The 26,805-nt window shown below is 69.0% G+C and carries 25 protein-coding genes and 3 pseudogenes; 25 read left to right on the top strand and 3 right to left on the bottom strand.

The window, feature by feature from the left end; translation table 11 throughout:
• Positions 1–302 precede the first annotated feature (302 nt).
• The 14 genes from hypF to PZE19_RS16795 all read left to right on the top strand — a co-directional run bounded on the left by hypF (position 303) and on the right by PZE19_RS16795 (position 15,616).
• On the top strand, positions 303–2,756 hold the full coding sequence (gene hypF, locus PZE19_RS16730; RefSeq protein ID WP_277864361.1) for a carbamoyltransferase HypF: 2,454 nt from the start codon (positions 303–305) through the stop codon (positions 2,754–2,756).
• A 34-nt stretch (positions 2,757–2,790) separates the two neighbouring features.
• Positions 2,791–2,976: a HypC/HybG/HupF family hydrogenase formation chaperone gene (locus PZE19_RS16735; RefSeq protein ID WP_277861775.1), complete on the top strand. Its 186-nt coding sequence runs from the start codon at positions 2,791–2,793 to the stop codon at positions 2,974–2,976.
• Positions 2,976–4,076, top strand: coding sequence for a hydrogenase formation protein HypD (gene hypD / locus PZE19_RS16740; RefSeq protein ID WP_277861776.1), 1,101 nt, complete (start codon positions 2,976–2,978; stop codon positions 4,074–4,076). The genes PZE19_RS16735 and hypD overlap by 1 nt, the downstream gene beginning before the upstream one ends.
• Positions 4,073–5,170: a hydrogenase expression/formation protein HypE gene (gene hypE, locus PZE19_RS16745; RefSeq protein WP_438269993.1), complete on the top strand. Its 1,098-nt coding sequence runs from the start codon at positions 4,073–4,075 to the stop codon at positions 5,168–5,170. The genes hypD and hypE overlap by 4 nt, the downstream gene beginning before the upstream one ends.
• Positions 5,170–6,243, top strand: a complete 1,074-nt coding sequence (locus PZE19_RS16750; protein WP_277861778.1) for an NADH-quinone oxidoreductase subunit B family protein — start codon at positions 5,170–5,172, stop codon at positions 6,241–6,243. The genes hypE and PZE19_RS16750 overlap by 1 nt, the downstream gene beginning before the upstream one ends.
• Positions 6,236–8,020, top strand: coding sequence for a nickel-dependent hydrogenase large subunit (locus PZE19_RS16755; RefSeq protein WP_277861779.1), 1,785 nt, complete (start codon positions 6,236–6,238; stop codon positions 8,018–8,020). The genes PZE19_RS16750 and PZE19_RS16755 overlap by 8 nt, the downstream gene beginning before the upstream one ends.
• Positions 8,017–8,556, top strand: coding sequence for a NifU family protein (locus PZE19_RS16760; RefSeq protein WP_277861780.1), 540 nt, complete (start codon positions 8,017–8,019; stop codon positions 8,554–8,556). Before PZE19_RS16755 ends, PZE19_RS16760 begins: the two co-directional genes overlap by 4 nt.
• Before the next feature lie 17 nt (positions 8,557–8,573).
• Positions 8,574–9,206, top strand: coding sequence for a DUF5947 family protein (locus PZE19_RS16765; RefSeq protein WP_277861781.1), 633 nt, complete (start codon positions 8,574–8,576; stop codon positions 9,204–9,206).
• Positions 9,199–9,843, top strand: coding sequence for a DUF6084 family protein (locus PZE19_RS16770; protein ID WP_277861782.1), 645 nt, complete (start codon positions 9,199–9,201; stop codon positions 9,841–9,843). Before PZE19_RS16765 ends, PZE19_RS16770 begins: the two co-directional genes overlap by 8 nt.
• 229 nt (positions 9,844–10,072) lie before the next feature.
• The gene (locus PZE19_RS16775) at positions 10,073–10,990 is read left to right on the top strand and encodes a hypothetical protein (protein WP_277861783.1); all 918 of its coding nucleotides are present in this window, start codon (positions 10,073–10,075) and stop codon (positions 10,988–10,990) included.
• On the top strand, positions 10,987–11,496 hold the full coding sequence (locus tag PZE19_RS16780; RefSeq protein WP_277861784.1) for a hydrogenase maturation protease: 510 nt from the start codon (positions 10,987–10,989) through the stop codon (positions 11,494–11,496). The genes PZE19_RS16775 and PZE19_RS16780 overlap by 4 nt, the downstream gene beginning before the upstream one ends.
• Complete coding sequence (locus tag PZE19_RS16785; RefSeq protein ID WP_277861785.1) at positions 11,489–11,818, top strand: hydrogenase maturation nickel metallochaperone HypA/HybF; 330 nt, start codon at positions 11,489–11,491, stop codon at positions 11,816–11,818. Before PZE19_RS16780 ends, PZE19_RS16785 begins: the two co-directional genes overlap by 8 nt.
• Position 11,819: 1 nt before the next feature.
• Positions 11,820–12,557: a hydrogenase nickel incorporation protein HypB gene (hypB, locus tag PZE19_RS16790; protein ID WP_277861786.1), complete on the top strand. Its 738-nt coding sequence runs from the start codon at positions 11,820–11,822 to the stop codon at positions 12,555–12,557.
• Between the two features lie 68 nt (positions 12,558–12,625).
• Positions 12,626–15,616: a hybrid sensor histidine kinase/response regulator gene (locus PZE19_RS16795; RefSeq protein ID WP_277861787.1), complete on the top strand. Its 2,991-nt coding sequence runs from the start codon at positions 12,626–12,628 to the stop codon at positions 15,614–15,616.
• 174 nt (positions 15,617–15,790) lie between these two features.
• Here the strand turns inward: PZE19_RS16795 and PZE19_RS16800 are convergent, their stop codons facing one another.
• Complete coding sequence (locus PZE19_RS16800; protein ID WP_277861788.1) at positions 15,791–16,705, bottom strand: GGDEF domain-containing protein; 915 nt, start codon at positions 16,703–16,705, stop codon at positions 15,791–15,793.
• Positions 16,702–17,769 (bottom strand): response regulator, encoded by a 1,068-nt coding sequence (locus PZE19_RS16805; RefSeq protein ID WP_277861789.1) that lies wholly within the window; start codon positions 17,767–17,769, stop codon positions 16,702–16,704. Before PZE19_RS16805 ends, PZE19_RS16800 begins: the two co-directional genes overlap by 4 nt.
• Positions 17,770–18,248: 479 nt before the next feature.
• Here PZE19_RS16805 and PZE19_RS33405 point away from each other — a divergent pair.
• The 11 genes and pseudogenes from PZE19_RS33405 to PZE19_RS16855 form a co-directional block, all read left to right on the top strand.
• Positions 18,249–18,320, top strand: a pseudogene (locus tag PZE19_RS33405) (hypothetical protein); the annotation flags it as partial.
• 151 nt (positions 18,321–18,471) lie between these two features.
• Positions 18,472–18,648 (top strand): hypothetical protein, encoded by a 177-nt coding sequence (locus PZE19_RS16810; protein ID WP_277861790.1) that lies wholly within the window; start codon positions 18,472–18,474, stop codon positions 18,646–18,648.
• 130 nt (positions 18,649–18,778) lie between these two features.
• Positions 18,779–19,389 (top strand): annotated as a pseudogene (locus tag PZE19_RS16815) (ISAs1 family transposase).
• 1,477 nt (positions 19,390–20,866) lie between these two features.
• Entirely contained in the window at positions 20,867–21,166 is a 300-nt protein-coding gene (locus PZE19_RS16820) for a DUF1257 domain-containing protein (protein ID WP_277861791.1), read from the top strand.
• Between the two features lie 81 nt (positions 21,167–21,247).
• Entirely contained in the window at positions 21,248–21,616 is a 369-nt protein-coding gene (locus PZE19_RS16825) for a hypothetical protein (RefSeq protein ID WP_277861792.1), read from the top strand.
• Complete coding sequence (locus PZE19_RS16830; protein WP_277861793.1) at positions 21,613–21,807, top strand: DUF2997 domain-containing protein; 195 nt, start codon at positions 21,613–21,615, stop codon at positions 21,805–21,807. Before PZE19_RS16825 ends, PZE19_RS16830 begins: the two co-directional genes overlap by 4 nt.
• Before the next feature lie 56 nt (positions 21,808–21,863).
• Positions 21,864–23,357 carry a Ycf46 family AAA ATPase gene (locus PZE19_RS16835; RefSeq protein ID WP_277861794.1) on the top strand — a complete coding sequence of 498 codons (1,494 nt, stop codon included), beginning with the start codon at positions 21,864–21,866 and terminating at the stop codon, positions 23,355–23,357.
• Positions 23,358–23,404: 47 nt separating this feature from the next.
• Positions 23,405–24,385, top strand: a complete 981-nt coding sequence (locus tag PZE19_RS16840) for a hypothetical protein (protein WP_277861795.1) — start codon at positions 23,405–23,407, stop codon at positions 24,383–24,385.
• Entirely contained in the window at positions 24,385–24,630 is a 246-nt protein-coding gene (locus tag PZE19_RS16845) for a hypothetical protein (RefSeq protein ID WP_277861796.1), read from the top strand. Before PZE19_RS16840 ends, PZE19_RS16845 begins: the two co-directional genes overlap by 1 nt.
• Before the next feature lie 125 nt (positions 24,631–24,755).
• Positions 24,756–25,061: a hypothetical protein gene (locus PZE19_RS16850; RefSeq protein WP_277861797.1), complete on the top strand. Its 306-nt coding sequence runs from the start codon at positions 24,756–24,758 to the stop codon at positions 25,059–25,061.
• Positions 25,062–25,280: 219 nt separating this feature from the next.
• A complete protein-coding gene (locus PZE19_RS16855) occupies positions 25,281–25,451 on the top strand; it encodes a hypothetical protein (RefSeq protein ID WP_277864400.1) in 171 nt (56 codons plus the stop codon).
• Positions 25,452–25,716: 265 nt separating this feature from the next.
• Here PZE19_RS16855 and PZE19_RS16860 read toward each other — a convergent pair.
• A pseudogene (locus PZE19_RS16860) lies at positions 25,717–26,031 on the bottom strand (diguanylate cyclase domain-containing protein); the annotation flags it as partial.
• Positions 26,032–26,805 lie beyond the last annotated feature (774 nt).

Below are 26,805 nucleotides of genomic sequence, written 5' to 3' on the forward strand. Positions count from 1 at the left end.
CTGAGTCGCGGCCGGGGGCCGGGCCCGTCGAAGCACGGGACTTGAGCCGAGTCCAGGCGCAGTACCAGCGGCCGAGTCGCTCCGTCTTGTCGCGCCGCGGCTCGCCGAGTTTCGCGATCCATCTCGCGGCGTCCACCAGATGGCGACCATCGTCGGGTGCGCCACCACGCGGACCGGAATGCCTGGCAGGACGACCTCGATTCGTTGTAGCTCAGGGTCCGAGGCTCCTCGGCGGCGAACGGCGGGACATCCTTGGTGGCGGTGATCGGCCGACATCAGCACAAATCGTCTATTTGATTTCCGTGATATCAATCGGGATCGCCGAGGAATCCGGATTCGCGGCGAGAAGTATCAGCACGACCGGGGTGGGACATCGTAGAGTACAGCGAGTCGATCGCCAGGGAGGGCGAACGCGTCCGCCGTCCGGCATCGACGCTTGGTCTCCAGGGAAAGAAGGGAGAGGCACCGTGACCGGCCGCTATTCGGTCCAGGTTCGTGGGGTCGTGCAAGGGGTGGGCTTCCGCCCCTTCGTGCACGGGCTCGCCGGTCGACTGGGCCTGACGGGTTCCGTCCGCAACTCCGCGAGCGACGTCTTGATCGACGTCGAGGGAGACGATCGCTCGCTTGGGCGATTCTTCCGCCGGCTTTCGACCGACTCCCCACCACTGTCGCGGATCGACGAGATCCGGAGGGAGGCCACGACTCCGCGACGCGACGGCGTCGGCACGTTCGTCATCGAAGCCAGCGAGAGGGGGGGGGGCGACGCGATGGAATTCCCCCCGGACGTCGCCACCTGCATGGACTGCCTGGCCGAGTTGTTCGACCCGGACGACCGCCGACACCTCCACCCTTTCATCAACTGCACGAGCTGCGGCCCTCGATGGACGGTCATCGAGGCCGCGCCTTACGATCGCGCATCGACCACGATGGCTCGATTCGCGATGTGTTCGGCGTGCCGCGCCGAATACGACGATCCGCGAGACCGCCGCTTCCACGCACAGCCTAACTGCTGCCCTGGCTGCGGGCCCCGACTCCGATGGGAGGGCGAAGGGGCCGGTTCGGGCGATCCGCTCGACGACGCCGTCGCCGCATTCCTGGCCGGCCGGATCGGCGCGGTGAAGGGCGTCGGCGGATACCACCTGGCCTGCGACGCGCGGGCTCGCTCGGCCGTGGAGGAGTTGCGTCGCCGCAAAATGAGGGACGAGAAGCCGATGGCGATCCTGGTCGCGGACCTCGACGCCGCGTCGCTGTGGTGCGAAGTCTCGAGCGATGAAGCCGCCCTCCTCGCCTCGCCGGGGCGGCCGATCGTCCTCCTACGCAGGCGTCGCGACGACGACCTGGCCTATGGGGTCGCGGCCGGCGCGCCGACGTTGGGCGTGATGCTACCCTACACGCCCCTCCATCACCTCCTGATCCGGGGCATGGGGGGGTCGCCGCTCGTCCTGACCAGCGGGAACCTCGCCGACGAGCCGATCGCCTTCGATGATGAGGATGCGAGACGCCGCCTGACGGGCATCGCCGACTTCATCCTGTCCCACGATCGGCCGATCGCCGTTCGTTGCGACGATTCGGTCTCCCGCATCGTGGCCGGAGGCGAGGTCCTCCTGAGAAGGTCGCGAGGACATGTTCCGGGATCGGTGCGGCTGCCCCACGACTGCCCGGTCCCAATCCTCGCGTTGGGAGGGCAGCAGAAGGCGGTATTCGCGCTCGCGAAGGGTCGCCGAGCCGTGCTGAGCCACCACCTGGGAGGACTTGACGACTTCGCATCCTATCGCTCGTTCGAGGCGGCCGTCGGACACTTCGAACGCTTGTTTGAGATCGAGCCGGAGCTGATGGTCCGCGACCTCCACCCGGATTACGCGTCGAATCTCTACGCCGATCGCCGGGGTCTCCCCACCCTCGCGGTCCAGCATCACCACGCCCACGTGGCGAGCTGCATGGCCGAGAACGGACTGGACGGGCCGGTCCTCGGCGTGGCCTTCGACGGCTCCGGCCTCGGCCCCGACGGCGCGATCTGGGGCGGTGAGTTCCTCGAGTCGACCTACGAAGGGTTCCGCCGCGCCGCGCATCTCCGCTACGTGCCGATGCCCGGGGGGAGCCGCGCGATCCGCGAGCCATGGCGCATGGCCCTGGCGCATCTCGAGGACGCGGGAGAGGGCCCGGGCCTGATCTCGAGTCGCGTCGAGCTCGAGGAACGCGGGATCGTCGCGGCCATGCTCGAAAGAAGGATCAATTCCCCGCTCACGTCGAGCGCCGGCCGACTCTTCGACGCGGTCGCGGCCCTGGCCGGCCTGCGACAACGCGTCCGCCACGAGGGGCAGGCGGCGATGGAGCTGGAGTGGGCCTCGGCGGAGCTCACGGTCGACGATTTCTATCCCTTCGAGGTCGTCGGTGATTCGCCGCTGACGATCGATACGAGGCCTCTGATCTCCGCAGTCGCCTCGGACGTTCGACGAGACGTCGAGCCGGGCCGCATCGGCAGGCGATTCCATACGACCATGGTCGAGATGATCGCCGAGGTCTGCGGCCGGATCCGGGCGAATAGGGGCCTGGAAGTGGTCGCCCTGAGCGGCGGCGTCTTCATGAACAGCCTCCTCCTGGACGAGACGATCGGCCGCCTCGAGCGCGAGGGTTTCGTCGTCCATCGGCACCGGCGGGTCCCCCCCAACGACGGAGGCCTATGCCTCGGCCAGTTGGCGATCGCCGCGACCACACGAGCGAAGGGGGGAGGCGATGTGCCTGGCGATACCCGGTAGGGTCACGAGCATTTACCGCGAACACGACGTGTTGATGGGCAAGGTCGACTTCGGGGGCGTGAGCAAGCGCGTCTGCCTGGAACACATCCCGGAGGTCGCGGTGGGGGAGTACGCGCTCGTCCACGTCGGCTACGCCCTGACGCGGATCGACGAGGCCGAGGCTCGTCGCGTGTTCGAGTTCCTCGCCTCGATGGACGACCTCGACGAGTTGAGGCACTGATGCGCCACCTCGACGAATACCGCGATCCCTCCGCGGCGAAATCGTTGCTGCGTTCGATCCGCAGGGCCACCACCCGGGCCTGGACGCTGATGGAGATCTGCGGGGGGCAGACGCACAGCATCTTGAAGTACGGGATCGACGAGCTGCTCCCGCCCGAGATCACGCTGGTCCACGGGCCGGGCTGCCCGGTCTGCGTGACGCCGGTGGAGCTGATCGACAAGGCCGTCGAGATCGCGTCCCGGACGGGCGTGATCTTCTGCTCGTTCGGCGACATGCTGCGCGTGCCCGGGAGCCATGGGGACCTGCTGGCGGTCAAGGCGTCCGGCGGAGACGTGCGGCTCGTGTACTCGCCGCTCGACTGCCTGTCCCTGGCCGAGCGGAACCCCGAAAAGACGGTGGTCTTCTTCGCGGTCGGATTCGAGACGACTGCGCCGGCGAACGCGATGGCTGTGCGACAGGCCTCGAGGCGCGGGATCGACAACTTCGCGGTCCTCGTTTCGCACGTCACGGTCCCCCCGGCGATGTCGGCGATACTGGAATCCCCGGACAACCACGTGCAAGGTTTTTTGGCCGCCGGCCACGTCTGCTCGGTGATGGGATGCGCGGAATACGAGACGCTGGCCGAGCGGTTCCGGATCCCGATCGTGGTCGCCGGCTTCGAACCGCTCGACCTGCTCGACGGTATTCATCACTGCATCTGCATGCTCGAGGAAGGGCGCATCGGCGTCGAAAACCGCTACGCCCGGGCCGTACGCCCAGGCGGGAACGAGCGGGCGAAGGAGCTGATGGCCGAAGTCTTCGAGGTCACGGACCGGAAATGGCGAGGCATCGGGACCATCCTCCGGAGCGGATACCGCTTGCGATCCGAGTTCGCCCGGTTCGACGCCGAGGCGCGATTCGACCTGGGGGCGTTGCGCGCGGAGGAGTCGCGATCATGCCTCAGCGGCCTGATCCTGCAGGGCCTCAAGAAGCCCCACGAGTGCCCCGAATTCGGCGGGAGATGTACGCCGACGTCGCCGCTCGGGGCGACCATGGTCTCGTCCGAAGGGGCCTGCGCCGCCTATTACCAATACGGAAGGATGAAGGTGGCGGCCGGATGAGCCGGAACCCGTCGACGATTTTAAAGGCCTCGCCGACCGCCGCGATCGACCCGACCGCGAGCGGATGCCCGACTCCCCGCGAGGAGACCGAGCAGATCCTGCTCGGTCACGGCAGCGGCGGGATGATGTCCGCCGACCTCATGCGCCGCGTATTCCTGCCGGCCTTCGACAACGAGGTGCTCGCGGCGATGGAGGACCAGGCGACCGTCGCGTTCCCAAGCGGACGGCGCCTCGCCTTCACGACGGATTCCTACGTGGTCCGGCCCATCTTCTTCCCGGGCGGCGACATCGGCCGTCTGGCGGTCAACGGCACCGTCAACGACCTGGCCGTCGGTGGGGCGCGCCCCCTCTACCTCTCGGCGGCGTTCATACTGGAAGAGGGCCTGGCGATCGCCGACCTGAAACGCGTCGTCCGGTCGATGCGCGAGGCGTGCGACGAATCGGGCGTCGCCATGGTGACGGGCGACACCAAGGTGGTGGACCGTGGCAAAGGGGATCGGATCTTCATCACGACCTCGGGCGTCGGCGTCGTGCCGGCCGGGCGATCCCTCTCGATCCGCAACGCCCGGCCCGGTGACCGCATCCTCGTCTCGGGAACGATGGGCGACCACGGCATCGCCATCCTCTCGGTGCGCGAAGGGATCGAGTTCGAGACCGTCCTCGAGAGCGACACCGCCCCCCTGAACGGACTGGCCGACGTGCTCCTGGAGGCATGCCCGGACGTACGTTGCTTGCGCGACCCGACGCGGGGCGGCCTCTCGAGCGCCCTCAACGAGCTGGCCAAAGGCTCGGGCGTCGGGGTGGAGCTGGAAGAATCGGCGATTCCCGTGCGCCCGGAGGTCCGGGCCGCCTGCGAGCTGTTCGGCCTCGATCCGATGTACGTGGCCAACGAGGGGAAGCTGATCGCCGTCGTCCCGCGCGAGACGGCCGGGCGCGCGCTCGCCGCGATGCGATCGCATCCACTGGGCCGAGACTCGGCGGTGGTCGGCGAGGTCGTCTCCTCCCATCGAGGCCTGGTGGTCATGACGTCCCCCTTCGGCGGCCAGAGGATGGTCGCAATGATCGCGGGCGAGCACCTCCCGAGGATTTGCTGATGGATCCCGACGCCGGACCTCGGAGCCTGGAGGAGATCGACGTCCTCTGGCTCACCGCCGGACTGAGCTGCGACGGCGACACCGTGTCGATCACGGCCGCCACCCAGCCGAGCCTGGAAGACCTGATCGGGGGTGCGATCCCCGGCATCCCGCGCCTTCGGCTCCACAACCCCGTCCTCTCATACGAGAACGGCGACGAGTTCCTGAAGATCTGGCGTGACGCGGCGGAGGGAAGGCTGAATCCCTTCGTGCTCGTCGTGGAGGGATCGATCCCCAACGAGTCGATCAACGTCGAAGGCTCCTGGGCCGCCTTCGGCACGGACCCCGCCACCGGCCAGCCGATCCCGACCTGTGCGTGGATCGACCGCCTCGCGCCGAGGGCCTGGGCCGTCGTCGCGGCCGGCACCTGTGCCGCATACGGGGGCATCCACGCCATGGCCGGGAACCCCACCGGGGCAATGGGCCTGCCCGATTACCTGGGGTGGGGATGGCGGTCCTCGGGCGGCCTGCCGGTGATCTGCGTCCCCGGATGTCCTGTGCAGCCGGACAATTTCATGGAGACGCTGCTCTATCTGCTGTATCAGGCTTCAGGGCTCGCGCCCGCCATCCCCCTCGACGACCAGTTGAGACCGCGCTGGTTGTTCAGCCAGACGGTGCACGAGGGCTGCGATCGGGCGGGCTACTACGAGCAGGCCGACTTCGCCTCGTCCTACGGCACGCCGCAGTGCATCGTGAAGCTCGGCTGCTGGGGACCGGTGGTGCATTGCAACGTGGGCAAGCGAGGCTGGATGTCGGGCATCGGCGGCTGCCCGAACGTGGGAGGCATCTGCATCGGCTGCACCATGCCCGGCTTCCCCGACAAGTTCATGCCGTTCATGGACGAGCCGCCGGGGGCGAAGCTCTCGACCACCGCCGTCGCCATGTACGGGCGGACGATCCGCGCCCTCCGAGGTTTCACGAAGGCCTCGATGAGCCAGGAGCCGGAATGGCGGCATCGGCGGCCCGAGCTGACGACCGGCTACCAGCCGAATCCCGACCCCGCGAACGACGGAAAGAGCCCGGATCATGCCTGAGCCCGCCTCGAAACTCGTCGAGATGTCCTGGGATCCGATCACCCGGATCGTGGGGAGCCTGGGCGTCCACACCAAGATCGACTTCGCCGAGAGGCGCGTCGCCGAGTGCCACAGCACTTCGTCGATCTTCCGAGGGTACAGCGTCTTCATGAAAGGCAAGGACCCGCGCGACGCCCACTTCATCACCAGCCGGATCTGCGGCATCTGCGGCGACAACCACGCGACCTGCGCCGTCTACGCCCAGAATATGGCCTTCGGGGTGAGGCCGCCTGCGCTCGCCGAGTGGATCATCAACCTCGGCGAGGCGGCCGAGTATATGTTCGATCACAACCTCTATCAGGATAATCTCGTAGGCGTGGACTACTGCGAGCGGATGGTCAAGGAGACCAACCCTTCGGTGCTGGCGAAGGCCGAGCGCACCGAAGCCCCGAACGCTCGCATCCACGGCTTCCGCACGATCGCCGACATCATGCGATCGCTGAACCCCTTCAGCGGCTCGTTCTATCGAGAGGCTCTGCAGATGAGCCGCCTCACGCGCGAGATGTTCTGCCTGATGGAGGGGCGGCACGTCCATCCGTCGACGCTCTATCCGGGCGGCGTGGGCACGGTGGCGACGGTCCAGCTCTTCACCGATTACCTCGTCCGGCTGATGAAGTACGTCGACTTCATGAAGCGGGTCGTTCCCTTCCACGACGACCTGTTCGACTTCTTCTACGACGCGCTGCCGGGCTATGAAGAGGTCGGACGTCGGCGCGTGCTGCTGGGCTGCTGGGGATCCTTCAACGACCCCGACGCATGTGATTACACCTACAAGAACATGTCGCGCTGGGGCCGCAAGATGTACGTCACCCCGGGCGTGGTCGTCGACGGCGAACTCGTGACGACCGACCTCGTCGAGATCAACCTAGGCCTGCGCATCCTTCTCGGATCGTCGTTCTACGACGACTGGCAAGATGGCGAGACGTTCGTCAAGCACGATCCTCTGGGCAACCCGATCCATCAGATGCATCCCTGGAACCAGACCACCACGCCCCGCCCTCAACGGCGCGATTTCGCCGGCAAGTACACCTGGGTGATGTCGCCGCGATGGCTCGACGGGCGGACGGGCGAGCACTTGGCCATCGACACCGGAGGCGGCCCTCTCGCGCGTCTGTGGACCACGGCCCTGGCGGGCCTGGTGAACTTCGGCGGCGTCCGATCGACCGGGAAAAGCGTGAAAATCGCCCTGCCCCGATCCGCGTCGCTGCCGGCGGTGGAGTTCGAGTGGAAGATCCCCCGATGGAGCAACACGCTGGAGCGCAATCGCGCCCGCAGCTATTTCCAGGCCTACGCCGCGGCCGCTGCGCTGCACTTCGTCGAGCGGGGTCTCGCCGAGGTCCACGCGGGCCGGACCGACACCTGGACCGACTTCAAGGTGCCCGACGAGGCGATCGGCTGCGGCTTCCACGAGGCCGTCCGCGGGGTCCTGTCGCACCACATGGTGATCCGCGACGGCAAGATCGCAAACTACCACCCTTATCCACCGACCCCCTGGAACGCCAGCCCGCGCGACTCCTGCGGCACGCCCGGGCCCTACGAGGACGCCGTCCAGGGGACCCCGCTGTTCGAGGAGAACGGTCCGGAGGACTTCAAGGGGATCGACATCATGAGGACGGTGCGGAGCTTCGACCCGTGCATGCCGTGCGGGGTCCACATGTACCTCGGCGGGGGCAAGGAGATCCAGGTCCGCCACGCGCCGGCGTTCGGAGCCCAGTCCGTCCTGGGAATGGGGGGATGACGATGCCCGATCGCCGCGAGTTCGAGGCGAGCATGGCCCGCATCGAGGTGCTGACCGGCGTCCTGGAGCGATGCCCCGACCTCGCGGCGCGATCCGCATCGAGAGAACTCGTCGGGGCCCTCCTCGAGCTTCATGGGGCTGGCCTGGCTCGAATCCTCGAGCTGATCGCCGGATCCGGCGACGCCGGCGACGAACTCGTCTCCACGCTCGCTCGCGACGGCCTGGTCGCCAGCGTGCTCCTGCTGCACGACCTCCATCCGATCGACCTGAAGTCTCGGGTGGGGATCGCGCTCGACGGCGTCCGGGCGCGGCTCGGCCCCCACGCCGACCTTGATCTCGTGGGCATCGAGGGGGGGACGTTGAGGCTCCGCCTCGCGGGAGGAGGATGCGGCGGCTGCCCATCCACCTCGGCGGCGATGAAGAAGTCCGTCGAGGACGCGATTCTCGAGGCCGCGCCCGACCTCGCGAGCATCGAGTTCGTCGAGCCGTTGGAACCCCCGCAGGGGGCCTTCTCCCTGCCAGTGATCACCCTCTGACTCGAGGCCGGACGGCCATGACCACCGCATCATCGACCTCGCGCACCGCGTTCGCCGCGCTCCGACGTTTCGCCGAGGTTCGGCCCGCCGGCGAACGCTGCGATTTGTGCGCGAAACCCGTCGCCCCCGGTCATCGTCATCTCATGGAAGCGGTCACACGACGCTTCGTCTGCGCCTGCGACCCTTGCGCATTGCTGTTCGCGGAACAACCCACGGCGCGTTACCGGGCCTTGCCGAGGACGCCACTCCGCCTCGACCACTTTCGGATGACCGAGGCCCAGTGGACCGCCCTCGGGATTCCGATCAACATGGTCTTCTTCACGAAGGACGGCCATGACGGCAGGGTGATCGCCCAGTTTCCCGGCCCTGCCGGAGCGACCGAGGCGTTCCTCGATCCCGAGGCCTGGAACCCGCTCGTGGAGGCGAACCCGATCCTCCATCGGCTACGGCACGACGTGGAGGCGATACTCGTCAACAGGGTGGGCGCGTCGCGCGATTATTACCTCGTCCCTATAGACTTCGGCTTCGGGCTCGCGGGCCTGATCCGCCTCCACTGGCGAGGCCTAGAGGGAGGCGCCGAGGTGTGGGCGGAGATCGGGCGGTTCTTCGATCGGCTGCGATCCATGTCGGCCGGAGCGACCCATGCCTGACCTGTCCTTCCACATCGAGGGCGTCGAACCCGTCCTCTTCGCCGCGTCGCCGCTGCTGGCCTTCAAAACCCGTGTGACGAATCGGATCGCCGGCGAGCGGGTCCGCTCGGGGATGCTCCGCTGCCGCGTGGACATCGACCCGGCGAGGCGCGTCCACGACGCCGACGAGCGGGATCGCCTGCACGACCTCTTCGACCGACCCGAGCGATGGGGTCGAACCTTGCGCGCCCTGCCTTGGGCGGAGGTCGTCCTCTACCTCCCCTCGTTCCAAGACAGCGTCGTCGTCGACGTCCTCGTCCCCTGCTCGGGCGACCTCGAACTCTCCACGACGCGATATCTTTTCGGACTGCGGGGGGGCGACGTGAACGTCGGCCTCTCGTTCCGAGGCACGGTGCTGCACGATTCCAACGATCGCGGCCTTCAGGTCGCCCTGACCGTCCAGGACGAGGCCTCGCGCGTGCGGCTCCCCCTCAACACCTGGCGAGAGATGATGGACCACTACTATCCGAACAGCGGTTGGCTGCGGCTGCGATCTGACCTCTACGAACGTCTGTCCCGACACAAGACGCTCGGCGGCCATGCGACGCTGGAGCAGGCGCTCGACAGCCTCCTGACCGGTGCCGAGGGAGGCCCTTGAGATGTCGATTTCGCCCATCCATCAGGTGGCCCGCGCCATCCTTTACGAGGGGTACGTCCTCTATCCGTACCGGCCCTCTTCGGTGAAAAACCGCCAGAGGTGGGCGTTCGGCGCGGTTTACCCCGAATCGTTCTGCGAGGCCCGAGGCGGGTCCGACGCCTGCATGATCCGGGCGGATTGCCTCCTCGAAGGCGACGAGTCGTCGATCGTGGATGTGAGGGTCGGGTTCTTGCAATTGATCGCCGATGGAGGTCGCGACCATGACTGGCGGGAGGCGACCGAGCGGGAGATCATCGCGCGCCCGTTGGCCTTGGGAGATCTCGTTCCGCATCCCCTATCCCTCCCATTCGCCTTCACGTCGCCCGGCGGAGAAGGCGTCGAAGGCTCGGTCACGATCTCTGCGTGCCAGGCGAGCGACGGGCTCTTACGCGTCGCGGTGAGCCTCGCCAACACCACGCCGGTCTCCGCCTCGCCCATATCGACCCATGCCGAGGTCCAGCCGCATTCTCTCACCTCGGCCCATGTGATCCTCGAACTCCGAGGGGGGAGTTTCGTCTCATCGATCGACCCGCAGGGTCCATTCCTCGCAGCGGCAGCTGGATGTTGCAACGTCGGGCTGTGGCCCGTGCTCGTCGGCCAGGAGGGTTCTCGGTCGGCGATGCTCGCCGCGCCCATCATCCTCTACGATTACCCTCGAATCGCCCCCGAAAGCCATGGAGACCTGTTCGACGCGACCGAAATCGACGAGATCCTGACCTTGCGAATCCTGACCCTGACCGAACCCGAGAAGCGTGAAATGGCCGCCTTCGATCCTCGGGCCCGCACCTTGCTCTACCGGACCGAGGCGCTGGGCGAAGACCAGATCCTCAAGCTTCACGGCTCGATGCGTCGCTCGGATCCGTCGCCCGGCGACCGCGTGATCCTGCGGCCGAAGCGGCGGGCGGACGCATTCGACATCATGCTGGCGGGCCGGTCGGCGACGATCTCCACGATCGAGCGGGACTTCGAAGATCAGGTCTATGTAACCGTGCTCGTCGATGACGATCCTGGCAAGGACCTGGGCGAGCAGGGCAAACCCGGCCATCGGTTCTTCTTCCACGTCGACGAGGTCGAGCCCCTCGGCCAAGTCGTGGTGAGTCCGCCATGACCCCCCCTCGCATCCTGGTCGCCGGCCTCGGCAACATCTTCCACGGAGACGACGGGTTCGGGTCGGAGGTGGCGCGAAGGCTCGCCCGTCGTCGGCAGCCGGATGGGGTGCGCGTCGTCGATTTCGGGATTCGCGGACGAGACCTCGCCTACGAACTGCTGAATGAACCCGGCGGCTTGCTGCTGATCGATGCGGCGCCCCGAGGCGGCCCTCCGGGATCGCTCTACGTCCTTGAGCCGGAGGCGGGCTCGTTCGGCACCGACGCCATCTCGGCCGCGCAGGCGCACGGAATGGGCCCGGTGGAGATTTTCCGCCTCGTCGGCGCGATGGGGGCGACGCTCCCCCGGACCTTCGTGGTCGGATGCGAGCCCGGCTCCATCGACCCGGAGTTCGAGGAGGCGATGGGCCTGAGCGCGGCCGTCGCCAGGGCCGTGGAGGAGGCCGTCCCGCTCGTCGAGTCGCTGATCGACGAGATGCTGCAAGCCGACGGGGGACGCCATGCATGAGTTGGGCATCACGCAGGAGATCGTGGAGATCGTCATTGCGAGGGCCGGGGGTGCCCGCATCGCGCGCATCGTGCTCGAAGTCGGCAAGCTCTCGGCGGTCCTGCCGGACGCCATCCGCTTCTGCTTCGACCTTTGCAGTGAGGGCACCTCCGCAGAGGGCGCCGTGCTGGAGATCCTCGAGCCGCCGGGGCGGGTCCGATGTCGAGGCTGTGCGGTCGAATTCAGTCTCGACCGCCCTTTCGGCCGCTGCGTGTGCGGGGGGACCGACCTGGATTGGCTGGGCGGCGAAGAACTTTCGATCAAGGCCATGGAGCTCGCCTGATATGTGCAAAGATTCCGCGGCGACGGCCGCCCCCCCCGTGCGGACGATCCACCTCGACCACCCCATCCTCGACAAGAATGCGCGACTCGCAGAGCGCAACCGCGGTTGGCTGGAGGCTCGCCGCATCGTGGCTTTCAACCTGCTCAGCTCGCCTGGGTCTGGCAAGACGACCCTGCTGGAACGGACGATCCGCGACCTCGGCCGTGAGCTTTCGATACACGTGATCGAAGGCGACCAGGCGACGGACAACGATGCGCGCAGGATCGAGGCCGCCGGCGCGCCGGCCGTGCAGATCAACACCGGCGCGGGCTGCCATCTGGACGCCTCGATGGTCTCCAAGGCGCTCCAGACTCTGGATCCGAAGCCGGGCTCGGTCGTCTTCGTCGAGAACGTCGGCAATCTGGTCTGTCCCGCGATGTTCGACCTCGGCGAGGCCGAGAAAGTCCTCGTTTGCTCGGTGACCGAAGGTGAGGACAAGCCCTTGAAATACCCCCACATGTTCCGGGCGTGCACGGTCTTGCTGCTCAATAAGATCGACCTGCTCCCCTACGTCGCCTTCGAGGTCGATCGCTTCATCGATAACGCGCTCCTCGTCAATCCCGCGCTGGAGGTGTTCCTGGTCTCCGCCTCGCGAGGCGACGGGCTGGGGGGTTGGTACGACCGGATCCGCAGGCTCGCGGTTCCGGACTCTGCGAGCCGATGGGGGGAGGTTGAATCGTCGCGGGAAAGCCCTCCATGATGGGGATGGGCGGCGGATCGCCGATCGAAGGGCCTCCTCCCGCTACCGAAGAAGAGGCGGAGGCGATCTTGCGCGCGCTGGTCGGTGGGGCTCAGCAGGACCCCGCCGGCCCCGCCGTCGCCCCGGAGCCGACCGCGGGCGCAGGGCGAGAACGGGGGCCGGTCGACGAGAACGGCATGGCCGAGATCCGCTATCGGGCGTTGGTCGAGCAGATCCCGGCCGTGACTTTCATGTCCAGGCTGGACCGAGGGATGCAGGAGTTGTACGTAAGCCCCCAGATCGAGATCATGCTCGGCTTCTCGCAGAAGGAATGGCTGGAGAACCCGATCCTCTGGTACCAGCAACTGCACCCCGACGACCGCGACCGCTGGCAGTCCGAGTTCGCCCGCACGATCGTCGGCGGCGTCCCGTTCCGCGCGGAGTACCGCTTCCTGGCGAAGAGCGGCCGCGTGATATGGGTCCGCGGCGAGGCCCAGATCATCCGCGACGCCGGGGGAGCGCCCCTCTTCCTCCAGGGGATCGCGTTCGACATCACCGATCAGAAAGAAGCCGAGGCGATCCTCCACCGAAGCCGCGAGCAGCTCGAAGGCGTAGTCCGCGAGCGGACTTCCGAGCTGGGCGAGGCGAACCGGGCGCTCCAGGCCGAGATCGCCGAAAGGACGCGGACCGAGCTCGCACTCCGCGATCGCGAGGCCAGGCTCGGATCGATCGTCGAGAGCGCCGTCGACGGCATTCTCGTGATCGATCATCGAGGCGTCGTCGAGTCGTTCAACCCGGCCGCCCAGCGGATCTTCGGCTACTCCTCCGACGAGGTCCTGGGGCGCAATATCAAGATGCTCATGCCCGCCCCCTACCGCGAGGAGCACGACGGCTACCTGGCCAACTATCTAGAAACCGGGATTCCCAAGATCATCGGGATCGGCCGGGACGTGACCGGGCGGAGAAAGGACGGCGGCACGTTCCCGATGGAACTGGCCGTGAGCAAGACGCCGACATCGGACGGGATCAAATTCACAGGCATCGTCCGGGACGTGACCCAGCGCAAACGCGACGAGTCGGACCTGACCGAGGCCAAGCTCGCCGCCGAGTCCGCCAGCAAGCTCAAGAGCGAGTTCCTCGCCAACATGAGCCATGAAATCCGCACGCCGATGAACGGGATCATCGGCATGACTGAGCTCGCGTTGGACACCGACCTCGACCCGATCCAACGGGAGTATCTGGGTGCCGTGAAGATCTCCGCCGACGCCCTGCTCACGCTGATAAACGACATCCTCGACTTCTCGAAGATCGAGGCCGGCAAGCTCGACCTGGACGCGACCGACTTCGACGTGCGTGAAATGGTGGGCGAGGCGTTGAAGCCCATGGCCGTTCGCGCGAGCGAGAAGGGGCTTGAGCTGGCCTGCGAGATCGAGGCGGACGTGCCCGACGTCCTGGTCGGCGATCCGGGGCGGCTCCGCCAGATCATGATCAACCTCGTCGGCAACGCGATCAAGTTCACCATGGAAGGAGAGGTCGTCGTGAAGGTCGGCCGCGAGGCGGGGAGCGGCGACGCGGACCTGAGCCTGCACATCTCGATCACAGATACCGGGATAGGCGTCCCCGAGGACAAGCAGCAGCGGATTTTCGAGTCCTTCACCCAGGCCGACGGCTCGACGACCAGGAAGTTCGGCGGTACCGGCCTGGGCTTGGCGATCAGCCGTCGGCTCGTCGAGCTGATGGGCGGCCGGATCTGGCTGGAGAGCCGCCCCGGCGTGGGGACCACCTTCCATTTCACGGCGAAATTGCCCCGGTGCCTTGTGGCTTCCCACGCGGCCGCCGACGCCTCGGCAGATTTCCGTGGCATGCGTACGCTGATCATCGACGACAACGCCACGAATCGGACGATCCTGGAGCGGGTCGTGATCGGGTGGGGCATGACGCCCACGCTTTGCGATTCCGGCCTCACCGGCCTGGAGGCCATGTCGAGGGCGGTCGACGAGGGTCGGCCCTATTCCTTGGTGCTCCTCGACGCCATGATGCCGGAGGTGGACGGCTTCGAGGTGATCCGACGGATCAACGCGGACCCATACGTGGTGGGTGCGACCATCCTGATGCTGTCGTCGGCCGCTCAACTCTATGACGCCGTCTCGTACCGGGAGATGGGCCTCAGCCGCTTCCTGATCAAGCCGGTCCGCCCGTCCGACCTGCTGGCGGCCATCCGTCAAGGGCTGGGCGGCAGGTCCGTCCCGCGCCACGATCCATCAACCCCCGACACGACTCCGGGACCGTCGGCGAACGAACCGCTCCGCATCCTGCTGGCGGATGACAACGCCGTGAACCAGAGGCTCGGCGCCCGGCTGCTGGAGAAGCAAGGCCACGCCGTCGTCGTCGCCGGCGACGGCCGCCAAACCCTCGAGCTCCTGGCCGGAGGCCATTTCGACATGGTGCTCATGGACATCCAGATGCCCGTGATGAACGGATTCGAGGCCGCTGCGGCCATCCGTTCACGAGAAGTCCTGTATGGGGGGCACATCCCCATCATCGCCCTGACCGCCAACGCGATGAAGGGGGACAAGGAGCAATGCCTCCAGTCCGGCTTCGACGCCTACGTCACCAAGCCGATCCGATGGCCCCAGTTGGCTTCGGCGATCGAGGGCCTTTCGCGCGACAGGCCTCGGGTGGACACGGCTGGGCAGGGTCCCTCGCCGCCACCGTCGATCCTGGATGAAGCCGCGTCCCTGGAGCGGCTCGGCGGCGACGTCGACCTGCTGAAGGAGATCGCGACGATATTCATCGGCGACTGCCCGCGGATGGTCGATCAGATCGCCGACGCGGTCGCGCGCGGCGACGCGGGGGCCTTGAAGCTCGCCGCCCACACGCTCAGGGGATCGGCGTCGAATTTCGCCTCGCCGGCCGTCGAGGACGCCGCATCGCGTCTCGAAAAAATGGGATCGCTGGGCGACGTCGTCGGGGCCCCTGAAGCGTTCGCCGAACTCCTCCCCCTCGTCGATCGGCTCGCGTCGGCCCTCGGTCAGCTCGTCGCCGCTGGAGGCGGGTCGCCGATCTTTCCCTCCCTCTGACCGAACGGGACCGGATCGACGTGGTCAGCCCCGAACTGGGAGCGTTTTACCACCGCGGCCGATCGCGGCGACCTTCGCCGGCCGACCGGCTCCAATCCCGGCGCCTCGACCGGCCACAGGCCGAAGTCGCGGCCTCACCTGAGGCCGAGCCGAAGGAAACACGCCCCAAATCCTTCAGGACCTCGAAAACGCCCCCAGGTCCGAGCCGAGCGCAACCTCGACCCGGTTCCTCCCCCCTCGTTTCGCCCGGTAGAGGGCCTCGTCCGCGAGCCGGATCAGCCCCTCGGCGTCGCGACCCGCCCCATGTACGATCGCCATCCCCATGCTGGCCGTGACGGGGGTCATCCCCGACGGTGTGGCCACGTGGGCCTCGGCGAGGGTGTGACGGATCCGCTCCGCGGCCGCCCAGGCGCACGGCATTTCGCATCCCGGCAGGACGACGAGAAACTCCTCCCCGCCATACCGCCCGTGCGCGTCATACGGTCGCAGCGCGAGCTCGATCCTCCGCGACGCTTCGCGCAGGACCGCGTCGCCGGCCTGATGGCCGAGCGTGTCGTTGATCCGCTTGAAGTGGTCGAGGTCCGCCATGATCACCCCGACCGACGTCCCCTCTCGTCCCGCGCGTACGGCCTCTCGCTCGAGGATATCGAAGATCGCCCGCCGGTTCCAAGCCCCCGTCAGGGCGTCTCGGGTGGCCTGGATCCGCAGCGCGTCGTGCAGTTCCACGATCCGCCGCCCGGCGCGCATGCGGACCTTCAATTCCTGCTCGTCGAAGGGCTTGCCCACATAGTCGTCGGCCCCCGACTCCATGCCCCGGACGACGTCCTCGGTCCTGGCCTTCCCGGTCAGCAGGATGAGGTAGACGTAGGGCGCCTCGCCCTCCTGGCGGACCTTGCGGCAGACGTCGACGCCGTCGAGGCCCGGCATCATCCAGTCGAGGATGGCCAGCGATGGTGCGTCCGCCCGGCGGAGCAGGTCCCAGGCCTCGGAGCCGTCCCGCGCCGTCACAACCTCGTAGCCCCATTCCGTCAGCGTGCCCTCCAGCAGGAGACGCGCGGCGGGATCGTCGTCGGCGATCAGGACCCTCATGCGGTGCCTGCTTCCTTGAGGATTTCCAGGGCGAATTCGAGGCGGACGACCTCGTCCTCCAGCTCCTTGCACGCGGCCCCGGCTTCCGAGAGCACTCCCTCGGATCCCATCCCTTCAAGGCGCCCGGCGACCTCGACGACCCTAGGGGCGCTGAGGTAGGCCGCCGACCCCCTGATCCTGTGGGCCGCACGTTCCAGCGCCGAGCCGTCTCCCGCGGCCAGGGCCGCGCGGACTTGATCGAGCAGACCGGGACAGTCGGCCAGGAACAGTTCGGACATCTTTTGCAGCAGCTCCGGCCTGCCGAGAGCCCGTGCCAGAGCGTCCGGAAGGTCGAACACCTGTTCGGCGACCTCGAGACGGGTCTCCCCGCTCTCCCCCGTCTCCGCCATCGCCGCCGGGACGGCATGCCCCCCGACGATCGCGAGGAACTGCTGGGCGCGGATCGGCTTGGAGATGTAGCCGTCCATCCCGGCGCCCAAGCACCGCTCGCGGTCTCCGTCCATCGCATGCGCCGTCATGGCGAGGATCGTCAGGTGGCGGCCCGTGTCGACCTCGCCTCGGCGGATGGCGGCGGTGGCCTCGAACCCATCCATTCGGGGCATCTGCACGTCCATGAGGACCAGGTCGAACGTCTCCCGGTCGAGGATCTCGAGCGCCTCTCGGCCGTCGCCGGCCACGGCCACCTCGTAGCCTCGGCTCTCAAGGAGAGTCACCGCCAGTCGCTGATTTACGGGGGCGTCCTCCGCAAGCAACACCCGGAGCCGACGCGAAGGCGCGATCGGGGAATTCGGCGCCGGCGCTGCCTGCTCGACCATCGCAGCCGGCGAGTCACCCGGGACGGGCCGGATCGGGTCGGGCAGGTCCGATCCCTCGATGGGCTTGCGGCCATAGACGTCGCCGCCCAGTGCCCTGCAGCGTTCGACGTCGCCATGAATGTCGGAAGACGATGGTGTCATAATGGCCGTACCGGCCAGATGGGCGTCCCGGAGGCTCGGCCCGGCGATCTGTTTCTCGAAGGGGATTCCGATGCGTATATCGCGGACTGCGACGAGCAAAGAGCCCATGCGTCGCCCCGCGACTCAAAATCGACGCACACGGCGGGCCCACCCCGCTCGCCGAACTCGCGGAAGTGGCCCACGAGGACCTGACTAAGTCCTCTCGGGCCTCCCATCGGGGCGAGGTGCATGTGGCTGGCGGTCGCGCAGGTCGGCTCCAGTCCCATCTCCTCCACCTCCATCGCGAGGGGCTTGATCGTGTCCCCGAGGGCCCGCAGAACCTGAAGCGGGTGAAATCCAGCTCGAGCTCGCCGGCCTCGAGCCTGGTGAAGTCGAGATCGTCCTTCAGGAGCCGCAGGAGGATCTCGGCGGCGAAGCGGGCCGGGCCGAAATCCTCGTCGTGCCCCCAGGGCCAGCGCGCACTTATAGGTAGATTCGGCGGAGTCTGGCGGCTTGCGCCGGATCGAGTCATCGGTTAGACCATCTCCAGGCGGCGTCACGGCGCGGGGGACGGGGGTCGGTCGATGGCGGATGCGAGCCGGTTCGGTATGGACGAGGTGGCGGCGTTCTTCCAGGACCTGGATGACCCGCGGTCGGAGATCAATCGCAAGCATCCGCTGGCCTCGGTGGTGGTGATCGCCCTGGTCGCGGTCCTGGCGGGGGCCTCCGGGCCGGACGGCGATCGCGCGGTGGGCGGCGTTCAAGCGGGGTCTGCTCGAGTCGATCCTGCCGCTGCCGAACGGGGTGCCGTGCAAGGACGTCTTCCGGCGCGTGTTGATGGCCCTGCGGCCCGAGGCGTTCCAGCCGTGCTTCGCCGCCTGGCTGCGGTCGCTGCGCGACGAGGCCGCGGCCGAGACGGGCGTCGAGCGGCCCACGCTGGCGATCGACGGCAAGACCCTGCGTCGCAGCCACGACCGCAAGAACGGCCTGGGGCGTTGCACTCGGTGACCGCCTGGGCGAGCGAGTACGGCCTGTCGCTGGGCCAGGTCGCTTGCGATGAGAAGTCGAACGAGATCGCTGCGATCCCGAGTTGCTGAAGCTGATCGACGTCTCCGGCGGCGTCGTGACGATCGACGCGATGGGCTGCCAGAGGGAGGTCGCCGGGGCGGTCGTCGCCGCCGGCGGCGACTACGTGCTGGGCGCTGAAGGGGAACCAGGGACGCTGCATCGGGCGGCCGTCGCCCACGTCCTGGGGCGTTGGGACGAAGGGTTCGCGGGGGAGCCGGTCGGCCGCCTCCAGGTCGATGAGGCGGCCCACGGCCGTCGCGAGTCGCGGACGTACATCCAGCTCGAGGCCCCGAAGGACCTCCCCGGCTTCGAGGCGTGGCGGGGCTGAGGTCGATCGGCGTGGCGATCTCCGAGGTCGTCCGCGAGGGAAAGACGGCGGAGGACGTCCGCTACTACATCAGCAGCCTGCCGGTCGAGCCCGACGCTAAGGCGTTCGCCCACGCGGTCCGCTCGCACTGGGGGATCGAGAACGGCTGCCACTGGACCCTCGACGTGACCTTCCGCGAGGACGAGTCGCGAATCCGAGAGGAGCACCTGCGCCAGAACATGGCCTGGCTGAATCGCTTCTGCCTGTCCCTGCTCAAGCGGCACCCCGGGCGGGACAGCGTCGCCATGAAGCGACGCGGATGCGGATGGAGCGACGACTACTTGATGGAAGTCGTTAGAGGATCGACATGTTAGTGAGCGCTGGCCCTGGTCGTGCCCCCGCTCTCCCAAGCTCTTGATTTGCACGTTGAAGGAGCCCCCGACTTCCGTCAAAGGGACATACATGTGGAACTCGTTCGGCCCCGACTCGACGTCGGCTCGCTTCACCGCGGAGAGCCTCGCGAGGACTCCGAAGGGCCGAAAGCTTGGACGCCGCGGGCGCCGACGTTCGGCAGCAGACGCGGTGAGTGATCGGAGCCGAGCCTCCTCGCCTGTTCCGAGGCGGCGCCGAGATGTCTCCAACAGAGTCGATTCGGCCGGCGTGCAAGATCGATCCTCCGCTCCGCCGCTTGGTGCAGCACTCAGACTGGGGGCGAGCCTCGAAGCGAGAATCCCGGCGATGCGCACCGCCGTTTGAGGTCCCTCTAGAATCTAGGTCATCAAACCTCTCGGGAAGGAGCAATTACGCGTCGGCCGGGGGGCCCTGAGGTCCTCGTGGCCGCCCGGGTTCGACGATCGACCCCGCTCGCCCGCGGCGAGGCGGACTGGATCCGGTGAGCATATACCGGATAGGCGTCGGCGGGCTTTCTGGGGGTTTTGAAGGCGGTCGTCCCGGTTTCCGTCGCCTCGAATCATGAACTCGACGACCCGCGGACGAGGACTACGGCCACGGCGGGACCACTACATGAGAGGCCGTCCCGCCAGGTCGTCCCTTGCAAGAACGACCCCGGGATCAGACGGGTTGATCGTGTCCGAGCCTCACCGGTCGCCTGGGTGTGCATGACCGCGTCCGAAGCAACCTCTCGTCCCCGACGAACCGCAGGACCCACGGCTGGCGAAAGTGTCCGACCCGGCACCTGCATATTTACCGAAAGCTCCGCGGGCCTCGACTCATCGGGGCGATCGAGGGGGCGGGCGCGGACACCCAAATTCGATGATCGAGCCCTCGCTCGCGGCGAGGCGGGCTGGATCGCCCAATCTAGCCCGGGGGGGCGTAAGCGGCGGCCTTCTGGGGGTTTTGAGGGTGGTCGGCCCGGCTGCCGTCGACTAGGATCACGATATCGACGACCATCGGCCGAGTGCCACGACCCCACGCCGACGCCTTCCCTCGGCCGCGGCATGTCCAGCGCGGGGGGGGCGCCTGTCCAAATCGTCATTGATCGGATCCCCCCGCAGATCGTACGGATCGAGCGCGCTCGCCGATCGCCCAGCGTCGGGTGTCCTTGGTCACGACCGGAGCTTCCTCCCTCGCCCCGACCAACCGCACGCCGGGCATGAGACGGACACGTCCAGGCCGGGGGCCTGCATGACCTTCAAAAGCCACGCGGACCTCGCCCCCTCCCGAGCGTCCCAGGAGGGCGAGCGGCGTCTCGCGGCGGGCCGGGCGGCGACCGACCTCCTCCGCTTAATTCCCGCGGATATCGCGTCATAGACGCATGCCGAAGCTCCTAGCCCTCGCCCGACGGGCGAGGCGAGCCGACGGCTTCCTTCACCGACTTCGAGAGGAAAACCTGTGAGCCACATCGTGACGATCGAGACCCAGCTCCGCGACCCGGCGGCGGTCGCGGCCGCCTGCCGCCGGCTCGGCCTGCCCGGGCCGGTGCAAGGCGTCGCCAAGCTATACTCCGGCCAGGCCGTCGGGCTGCTGGTCCGGCTGCCGGGCTGGCGCTATCCGGTGGTGGTCGACGCGGCCGCCGGCCGGGTCCGCTACGACAACTTCGACGGGGCCTGGGGCGCGCCGGAGCACCCGGGCCGCCTGGCGCAGGCGTACGCGGTGGAGAACTCGACTGCGCCACGAGGCACCCCCTGTTAGGGTTCTAGGTCAGGGCTGCGGGGCCACGTCGGCCCCGGCGTCCATTTTCATCTCCGTCCCCTTGGAAAGGCGACCACCCCCGTGTCACACATCGTTCAGATCGAGACCAGGATGCACGACCTGCAGGCCATCGCCGCCGCCTGCCGTCGTCTCGACCTCGAGGGGCCCGTGGAGGGCACCGCCCGGCTGTTCAGCGAGAGCGTCGCCGGGCTGCTCGTCGAACTCCCCGGCTGGCGCTATCCGGTCGTCATCGACGCGACCGGCGGGACGGTCCGCTACGACAACTACGGCGGCCGCTGGGGAGAGCAGCGGCACCTGGAGCGGCTCACCCAGATCTACGCGGTGGAGAAGGCCGAGATCGAGGCGCGGAAGCGGGGCTGCTCGGTCGTCGAGCACGCGCTGGCCGACGGCTCGATCAAGCTGACCATCAGCGTCGGGGGTGCGTCTTGAGCAAGTCCATCGAGATCGTCGTCGACCCCAAGGGCGGGACGACCGTGCGGACGACGGGCTTCGCCGGGGCGGCCTGCCGCGAGGCCAGCCGGTTCGTCGAGCAGGCCCTGGGCCTCAGGACGGCCGAGACCCTCACGGCCGAGTTCCACCAGGGCGTGCAGGCTGCCCCGCGGCTCGAGCAGTCCACCTGACGCCGCCCCTCCGCACTTCCCCAACACACTTCGTCTTAACCATCGAGGAGCATCCGATGACGCTCGCCGAGCGCCTCGCGGAGCACGTGCGCGCCTGCTTCACCGGCCTGTGGATCCGGTCGGCCGAGCACCAGGACGCCCTGGCCGAGATCGCCGACCTCTGCCGCTCCGAGGGCTGGTCGCTCGCCGCCTGGGACGTCGACGGCGGGCTGCGGGCCCTCGCCGGCGCGGCCGCCTCCGGCGTCGACGCCGCCGACCCGCTGGCGGCGGTCCGGTCGCTGGACGCCATGGCCGCGCCCGACGGCGCGGCGCTGCTGGTCCTGGTCAACTTCCACCGCTTCCTCGCGAGCCCCGAGGTCGTCCAGGCCCTCGACGCGCGGATCCATTCGGGCAAGCAGGCCCGGACCTTCGTGGTCGTGCTGTCGCCGGTGGTGCAGATCCCGGTCGAGCTGGAGAAGCAGTTCGTCGTGATCGAGCACGAGCTGCCCGGCCGCGGCCAGCTCGAGGCGATCGCCCGCTCGATCGCCGTCGAGCCGGACGAGATGCCCGAGGGCGACGAGCTGGGCCGGGTGCTGGACGCCGCCGCCGGGCTCACGCGGTTCGAGGCCGAGGGGGCGGTCAGCCTCTCGCTGGTGCGCCACGGCCGGGTCGCGGCCGGGCCGCTCTGGGAGCTGAAGAGCGGAATGCTCAAGAAGTCTGGCCTGCTGACGCTGCACCGCGGCGGCGGGACGTTCGCCGACCTGGGCGGCCTGGGCGCCCTCAAGGCGTTCTGCACGAAGGCCCTGCGGCCGGGTCGCGAGGCCGGCGTCCACGCCCGCGGGATCCTGCTCTTGGGCGTGCCGGGCACGGGCAAGTCGCAGTTCGCCAAGGCGCTGGGCGCCGAGACGGGGCGGCCCACGCTCGCGCTCGACGTCGGGGCGCTGCTGGGCTCGCTCGTGGGCGAGACCGAGCGGAACGTGCGGCAGGCGCTGCGGATCGCCGACGCGATGGCGCCTTGCGTCCTGTTCTGCGACGAGGTCGAGAAGGCCTTAGGCGGCGCGGCCTCGGGCTCCCACGGCGACTCGGGTGTCGGTGCCCGGCTGTTCGGCTCGCTGCTGACTTGGCTGTCGGACCACGAGTCGGACGTCTTCTTCGTCGGCACCTGCAACGACGTCACGAGGCTGCCGCCGGAGTTCAGTCGGGCCGAGAGGTTCGACGCAATTTACTTCATCGACCTGCCCGACCCCCGCGAGCGCGAGCTGATCTGGCGGATGCACTCGGAGCGGTTCGGGCTCGACCCCGCCCAGCGCCGGCCCCGCGACCAGGACTGGACGGGCGCCGAGATCCGGGCCTGCTGCCGGCTGGCGGCCCTGCTCGACGTGCCGCTCGTCGAGGCGGCGCTCAACGTCGTGCCGGTGGCCGTGACGGCCGGCGAGTCGGTCGAGCGGCTGCGGTCGTGGGCCTCGGGCCGCTGCCTGGCCGCCGACCGGCCCGGCGTCTACACGCGCGGCGGGTGGCCGCTCGACGGGCCCCGCCGCGAGGTCCGCCGGGGCGCGCCTTCGGACAACTGATCGTCGCTTTCGCACCCCTCCATTTCTCCATCACCACCGGAGCCGCCATGACCACCTTGCTCGACCGCATCGACGGGCCGCCCGCCGGCCCTCCCGACGACCTCGCCGACCCGGCCCGCCGGCTGCGCGACGAGACGGCCGCCGCCCGCGTCTCGTTCACCTGGCTGGGGACTCGCAAGGCGCTCACCGCCCCGCAGCGCGACCGGGCCGCCGAGGCCTTCGACGCCGAGGGCTCCTGCCTCAGCGCCGGCAAGCGGCTGCTCGACGTCGGCCACCCCGCCTTCCGCGCCGTCACGGCCGTCCGCGGCCGGATCCGGTCCTACTGGCGCGAGACGTCGCTGCCCTTCCCCGAGCCCGGCGTGCGGCTCATCCGCAAAAACCAGGTCGACGACTTCGCCCGCCGGATCGTCGACTTCCAGGCCGAGCTGGACGACGCCGTCGCCGAGCTCGACCGCCGCTACGGCGAGCTGCGGCGGGCCGCCGCCGAGCGCCTGGGGAGTCTGTACGACCCGGCCGATTATCCCTCGACCCTGGTCGGCCTGTTCGCGGTCTCGTGCGACTTCCCATCGGTCGAGCCCCCCGAGTACCTGTCGCGGCTCAGCCCGGCCCTGTTCGAGCGCGAGCGGGCGCGGATGGAGTCGCGGTTCGAGGAGGCGGTCGAGCTGGCCGAGCGGGCGTTCGCCGAGGAGTTCGCCAGCCTGGTCGAGCGCCTCGCCGAGCGGCTCGACGGCGTCGGCGACGACGGCCGGCCCAAGGTGTTCCGCGACTCGGCGGTCGAGAACCTGTGCGGGTTCTTCGACCGCTTCAAGGCCCTGAACGTCCGCGGTGACGCCCAGCTCGACGAGCTGGTGGAGCGGGCGCGGGAAGCGGTCCGGGGCGTGGCGGCCCGGGACCTGCGCGAGGGCCCGGACCTGCGGGCCCGCGTCGCCCGCCAGCTGAGCCAGGTCCAGTCGGCCCTGGACGGCATGCTGGTGGACCGCCCCCGCCGCCGCATCCTTCGCCAGGCGGCCGCGACGGGAGGCGCCTGATGCAGCTGGTCGTCGACCCCCGCGGCGTCGTGCGGGCCGTGTACTCCGAGACGATCGACCTGGCCTCCCTGGGCCGCCCCGCCATCCTTCGCGCCAGCCGCGTCGAGCCCGACGCCGAGGGCCGCTGGACGGCCGACCTCGCCCGCGTCGGCGGCCCCGCGCTCGGCCCCTTCGCTTTTCGCAGAGAGGCCCTGGAGGCCGAGGTCGCCTGGCTCGAGGCCCACCGGCTCACGCCCGGGCTCTGACTCTCCAGCGTCCGCCTTCTACGCGCCGCCCCGCATTCCCGTCCCGCCCTATCGCCCCGCGCGACCCCGAGGCCGCCGGGCGTGCCGGACGGCCCCGGCCGCCCCACGCCCGAGAGGAGCATCCCGTGACCCCGTCCCGGCTCGAACGCTCCGTCGCCCGCCGCACCGGCGACCCGCTCGCCGTGATCCGTCGCCTCGGCTTCCAGCCCCGCCCCGGCCGGCCCGAAGACCTGGAGGCCGAGGACCTCCACTTGGCCGTCGCCTGCCCGTTCTGCGGCGCCGACGTCCCCGTGCCGTCCGCCCCCTGCGGCCCGCCTGCGCTGGCCGGCTGCGGCCGCTGCGACGTCGAGTTCGAATACGCCCCCGCCGAACTCTTCGCCGTCGGACCGGGATTCGGGGCCCGGCCGCACCGCCGCGTCTACGCGGAGTAATCGAATGCTGGCCGTGCTTGCGCGGCTTCCTTTGACCGTGTCGAATCCGAACCGACCCGAATCACGGAGGACCCTGATGGTCGTCATCCGCCGCCTGCGGGTCGTCACCCGCGGGCACGCCCCGAGCGTGGAGCGCCGGGGAGCTACTCTTCCCCTCGTCTTCCAGGCCGACCCGACAGCCGAGAAGCAGCCAACGCCCAATCCCGGAGGCAGTCGCCCTTGAACGCCAGGAAGAAGCTGAACGTCGCCTACGCTAACGACTGCCTGCTCATGGCCGCGATCGCGGGCGGGGCGACCGGGAGCTGGGTCGTCTTCCTGCTGGCCGCCGCGGCCCTCGCGGCGGCCAGCGTCGCCAACGGGCAGATTCGGCACCGACCCACGCGCCGGTGAGGTCCGGTGCACATCCCCGGCCACGGCCACGGCCGTGGCCGGGGACGCCGAGCTCCTTTTTAGCCGTGGACCATTCGCGCGTTCGCCCCCCATGGCCGGCCAAGAGTGGAGCCCGCCGCGCCGATGATGGCCCCGGGAGCATGCACCCCGAACGGCCCGTGGATTCTCGTCCCGCGAAGGCTCTGGCCAGAAAGCACGGCGGGTCGCGGCGGCGGCCACGGCCCTTGGCCTCGTAGAGCGCGAGGTCGGCGCGCCCCAGGCAGTCCTCGGCGTGCTCCCCGTCCGAGGGTACGCCTGCGACGACTCCGACGCTCGTGGTCACGATCCCGAGGCTCGCCGCCTCGTGGCGGAAGTTCAACGCGAGCACCGCGGCGCAGGCTCGACCGACCACCTCGGACGCCGCATCGAGGCCGGCCCCCGGGAGGATGACCGTGAACTACTCGCCGCCGTAACGCGCCACGAGGTCGACGCCCTGCCGGACGCTCCCGGCCAACGCCGACGCGACGCTCCTGAGGCACTCGTCGCCCGCGAGGTGCCCGTAGCGGTCGTTGTAGAGCTTGAACCGGTCGACGTCGACCATCGCGATCGCGATCAGGCGCCCGGTCCGCGCGGCCCGCAGCCACTCTCGGCTCCCAGAGCCTCATCGAAGCGGCGGCGGTTGGCCAGCCCCGTGGGCGGGTCGGTGACGCTCAAAGCCTCCAGCCGCCGGTTCGCCGCCGCCAGCTCCTCGGTCCGCGCGGCCACCCGACGCTCGAGCGAGGCGTAGAGCGTCAGGAAGAGCTTGCAGGGCGATCGCCGAGCCGGGGCGGCGTAGGAATCCGGTGCGGTGCGCGTCGTCGATCGACGACTTTGCGGCGGCCGCCGTCCGCCCCCAGCATCGATCTACCGGCTGGCCGCGGACCTGGGCCGCACGTGATTCGGCGGACGCAGGGCCACGACGTCTGGACGCTCGACGACCCGGAGTCCCCGCACGCCCATCGGGGGGGCCCGCTCAATTCCTCTTCTGATCGGGGCCTCACCGAGAATCGAAGCCGCGTCCATGTACTAGGCTCAAGGAAGGGGACGTCCGCGACGCCTCCGTGCGAGCCGGGATTCGATCGGATCCCGAGCGGAGGAATCGCGTCGATGCCGGCGAGGTCGGGACGAACTGGAGTCCACCGACGATTCGGATCCGCTCGGACATCGATCGCCGCGCTCGTCTCCAGGCGTCTCGGCCAGCCGCGATCGACCCTGGAAAGCCCCGGCGGATGTGAGGAGAGGCGCCTCGGATGGAGACCGGCAACCCGATGTATACACTTCCGGCCCCTGGAAGGCGCGGCTCGAGGCCTCGCAGCGCCGGGATCGCGTGCTGCGG

This window comes from Paludisphaera mucosa (assembly GCF_029589435.1).
Taxonomy (GTDB): Bacteria; Planctomycetota; Planctomycetia; order Isosphaerales; family Isosphaeraceae; genus Paludisphaera; species Paludisphaera mucosa.

What these genes read in the sequence shown, in the direction of transcription:
- PZE19_RS16735 (WP_277861775.1), top strand. Translation starts at nt 2,791, where the DNA reads ATGGGCAAGGTCGACTTCGGGGGCGTGAGCAAGCGCGTCTGCCTGGAA.
- hypD (WP_277861776.1), top strand. Translation starts at nt 2,976, where the DNA reads ATGCGCCACCTCGACGAATACCGCGATCCCTCCGCGGCGAAATCGTTG.
- hypE (WP_438269993.1), top strand. Translation starts at nt 4,073, where the DNA reads ATGAGCCGGAACCCGTCGACGATTTTAAAGGCCTCGCCGACCGCCGCG.
- PZE19_RS16750 (WP_277861778.1), top strand. Translation starts at nt 5,170, where the DNA reads ATGGATCCCGACGCCGGACCTCGGAGCCTGGAGGAGATCGACGTCCTC.
- PZE19_RS16755 (WP_277861779.1), top strand. Translation starts at nt 6,236, where the DNA reads ATGCCTGAGCCCGCCTCGAAACTCGTCGAGATGTCCTGGGATCCGATC.
- PZE19_RS16760 (WP_277861780.1), top strand. Translation starts at nt 8,017, where the DNA reads ATGACGATGCCCGATCGCCGCGAGTTCGAGGCGAGCATGGCCCGCATC.
- PZE19_RS16765 (WP_277861781.1), top strand. Translation starts at nt 8,574, where the DNA reads ATGACCACCGCATCATCGACCTCGCGCACCGCGTTCGCCGCGCTCCGA.
- PZE19_RS16770 (WP_277861782.1), top strand. Translation starts at nt 9,199, where the DNA reads ATGCCTGACCTGTCCTTCCACATCGAGGGCGTCGAACCCGTCCTCTTC.
- PZE19_RS16780 (WP_277861784.1), top strand. Translation starts at nt 10,987, where the DNA reads ATGACCCCCCCTCGCATCCTGGTCGCCGGCCTCGGCAACATCTTCCAC.
- PZE19_RS16785 (WP_277861785.1), top strand. Translation starts at nt 11,489, where the DNA reads ATGCATGAGTTGGGCATCACGCAGGAGATCGTGGAGATCGTCATTGCG.
- hypB (WP_277861786.1), top strand. Translation starts at nt 11,820, where the DNA reads ATGTGCAAAGATTCCGCGGCGACGGCCGCCCCCCCCGTGCGGACGATC.
- PZE19_RS16800 (WP_277861788.1), bottom strand. Translation starts at nt 16,705, where the DNA reads ATGAGGGTCCTGATCGCCGACGACGATCCCGCCGCGCGTCTCCTGCTG.
- PZE19_RS16805 (WP_277861789.1), bottom strand. Translation starts at nt 17,769, where the DNA reads ATGGGCTCTTTGCTCGTCGCAGTCCGCGATATACGCATCGGAATCCCC.
- PZE19_RS16835 (WP_277861794.1), top strand. Translation starts at nt 21,864, where the DNA reads ATGACGCTCGCCGAGCGCCTCGCGGAGCACGTGCGCGCCTGCTTCACC.
- PZE19_RS16840 (WP_277861795.1), top strand. Translation starts at nt 23,405, where the DNA reads ATGACCACCTTGCTCGACCGCATCGACGGGCCGCCCGCCGGCCCTCCC.
- PZE19_RS16845 (WP_277861796.1), top strand. Translation starts at nt 24,385, where the DNA reads ATGCAGCTGGTCGTCGACCCCCGCGGCGTCGTGCGGGCCGTGTACTCC.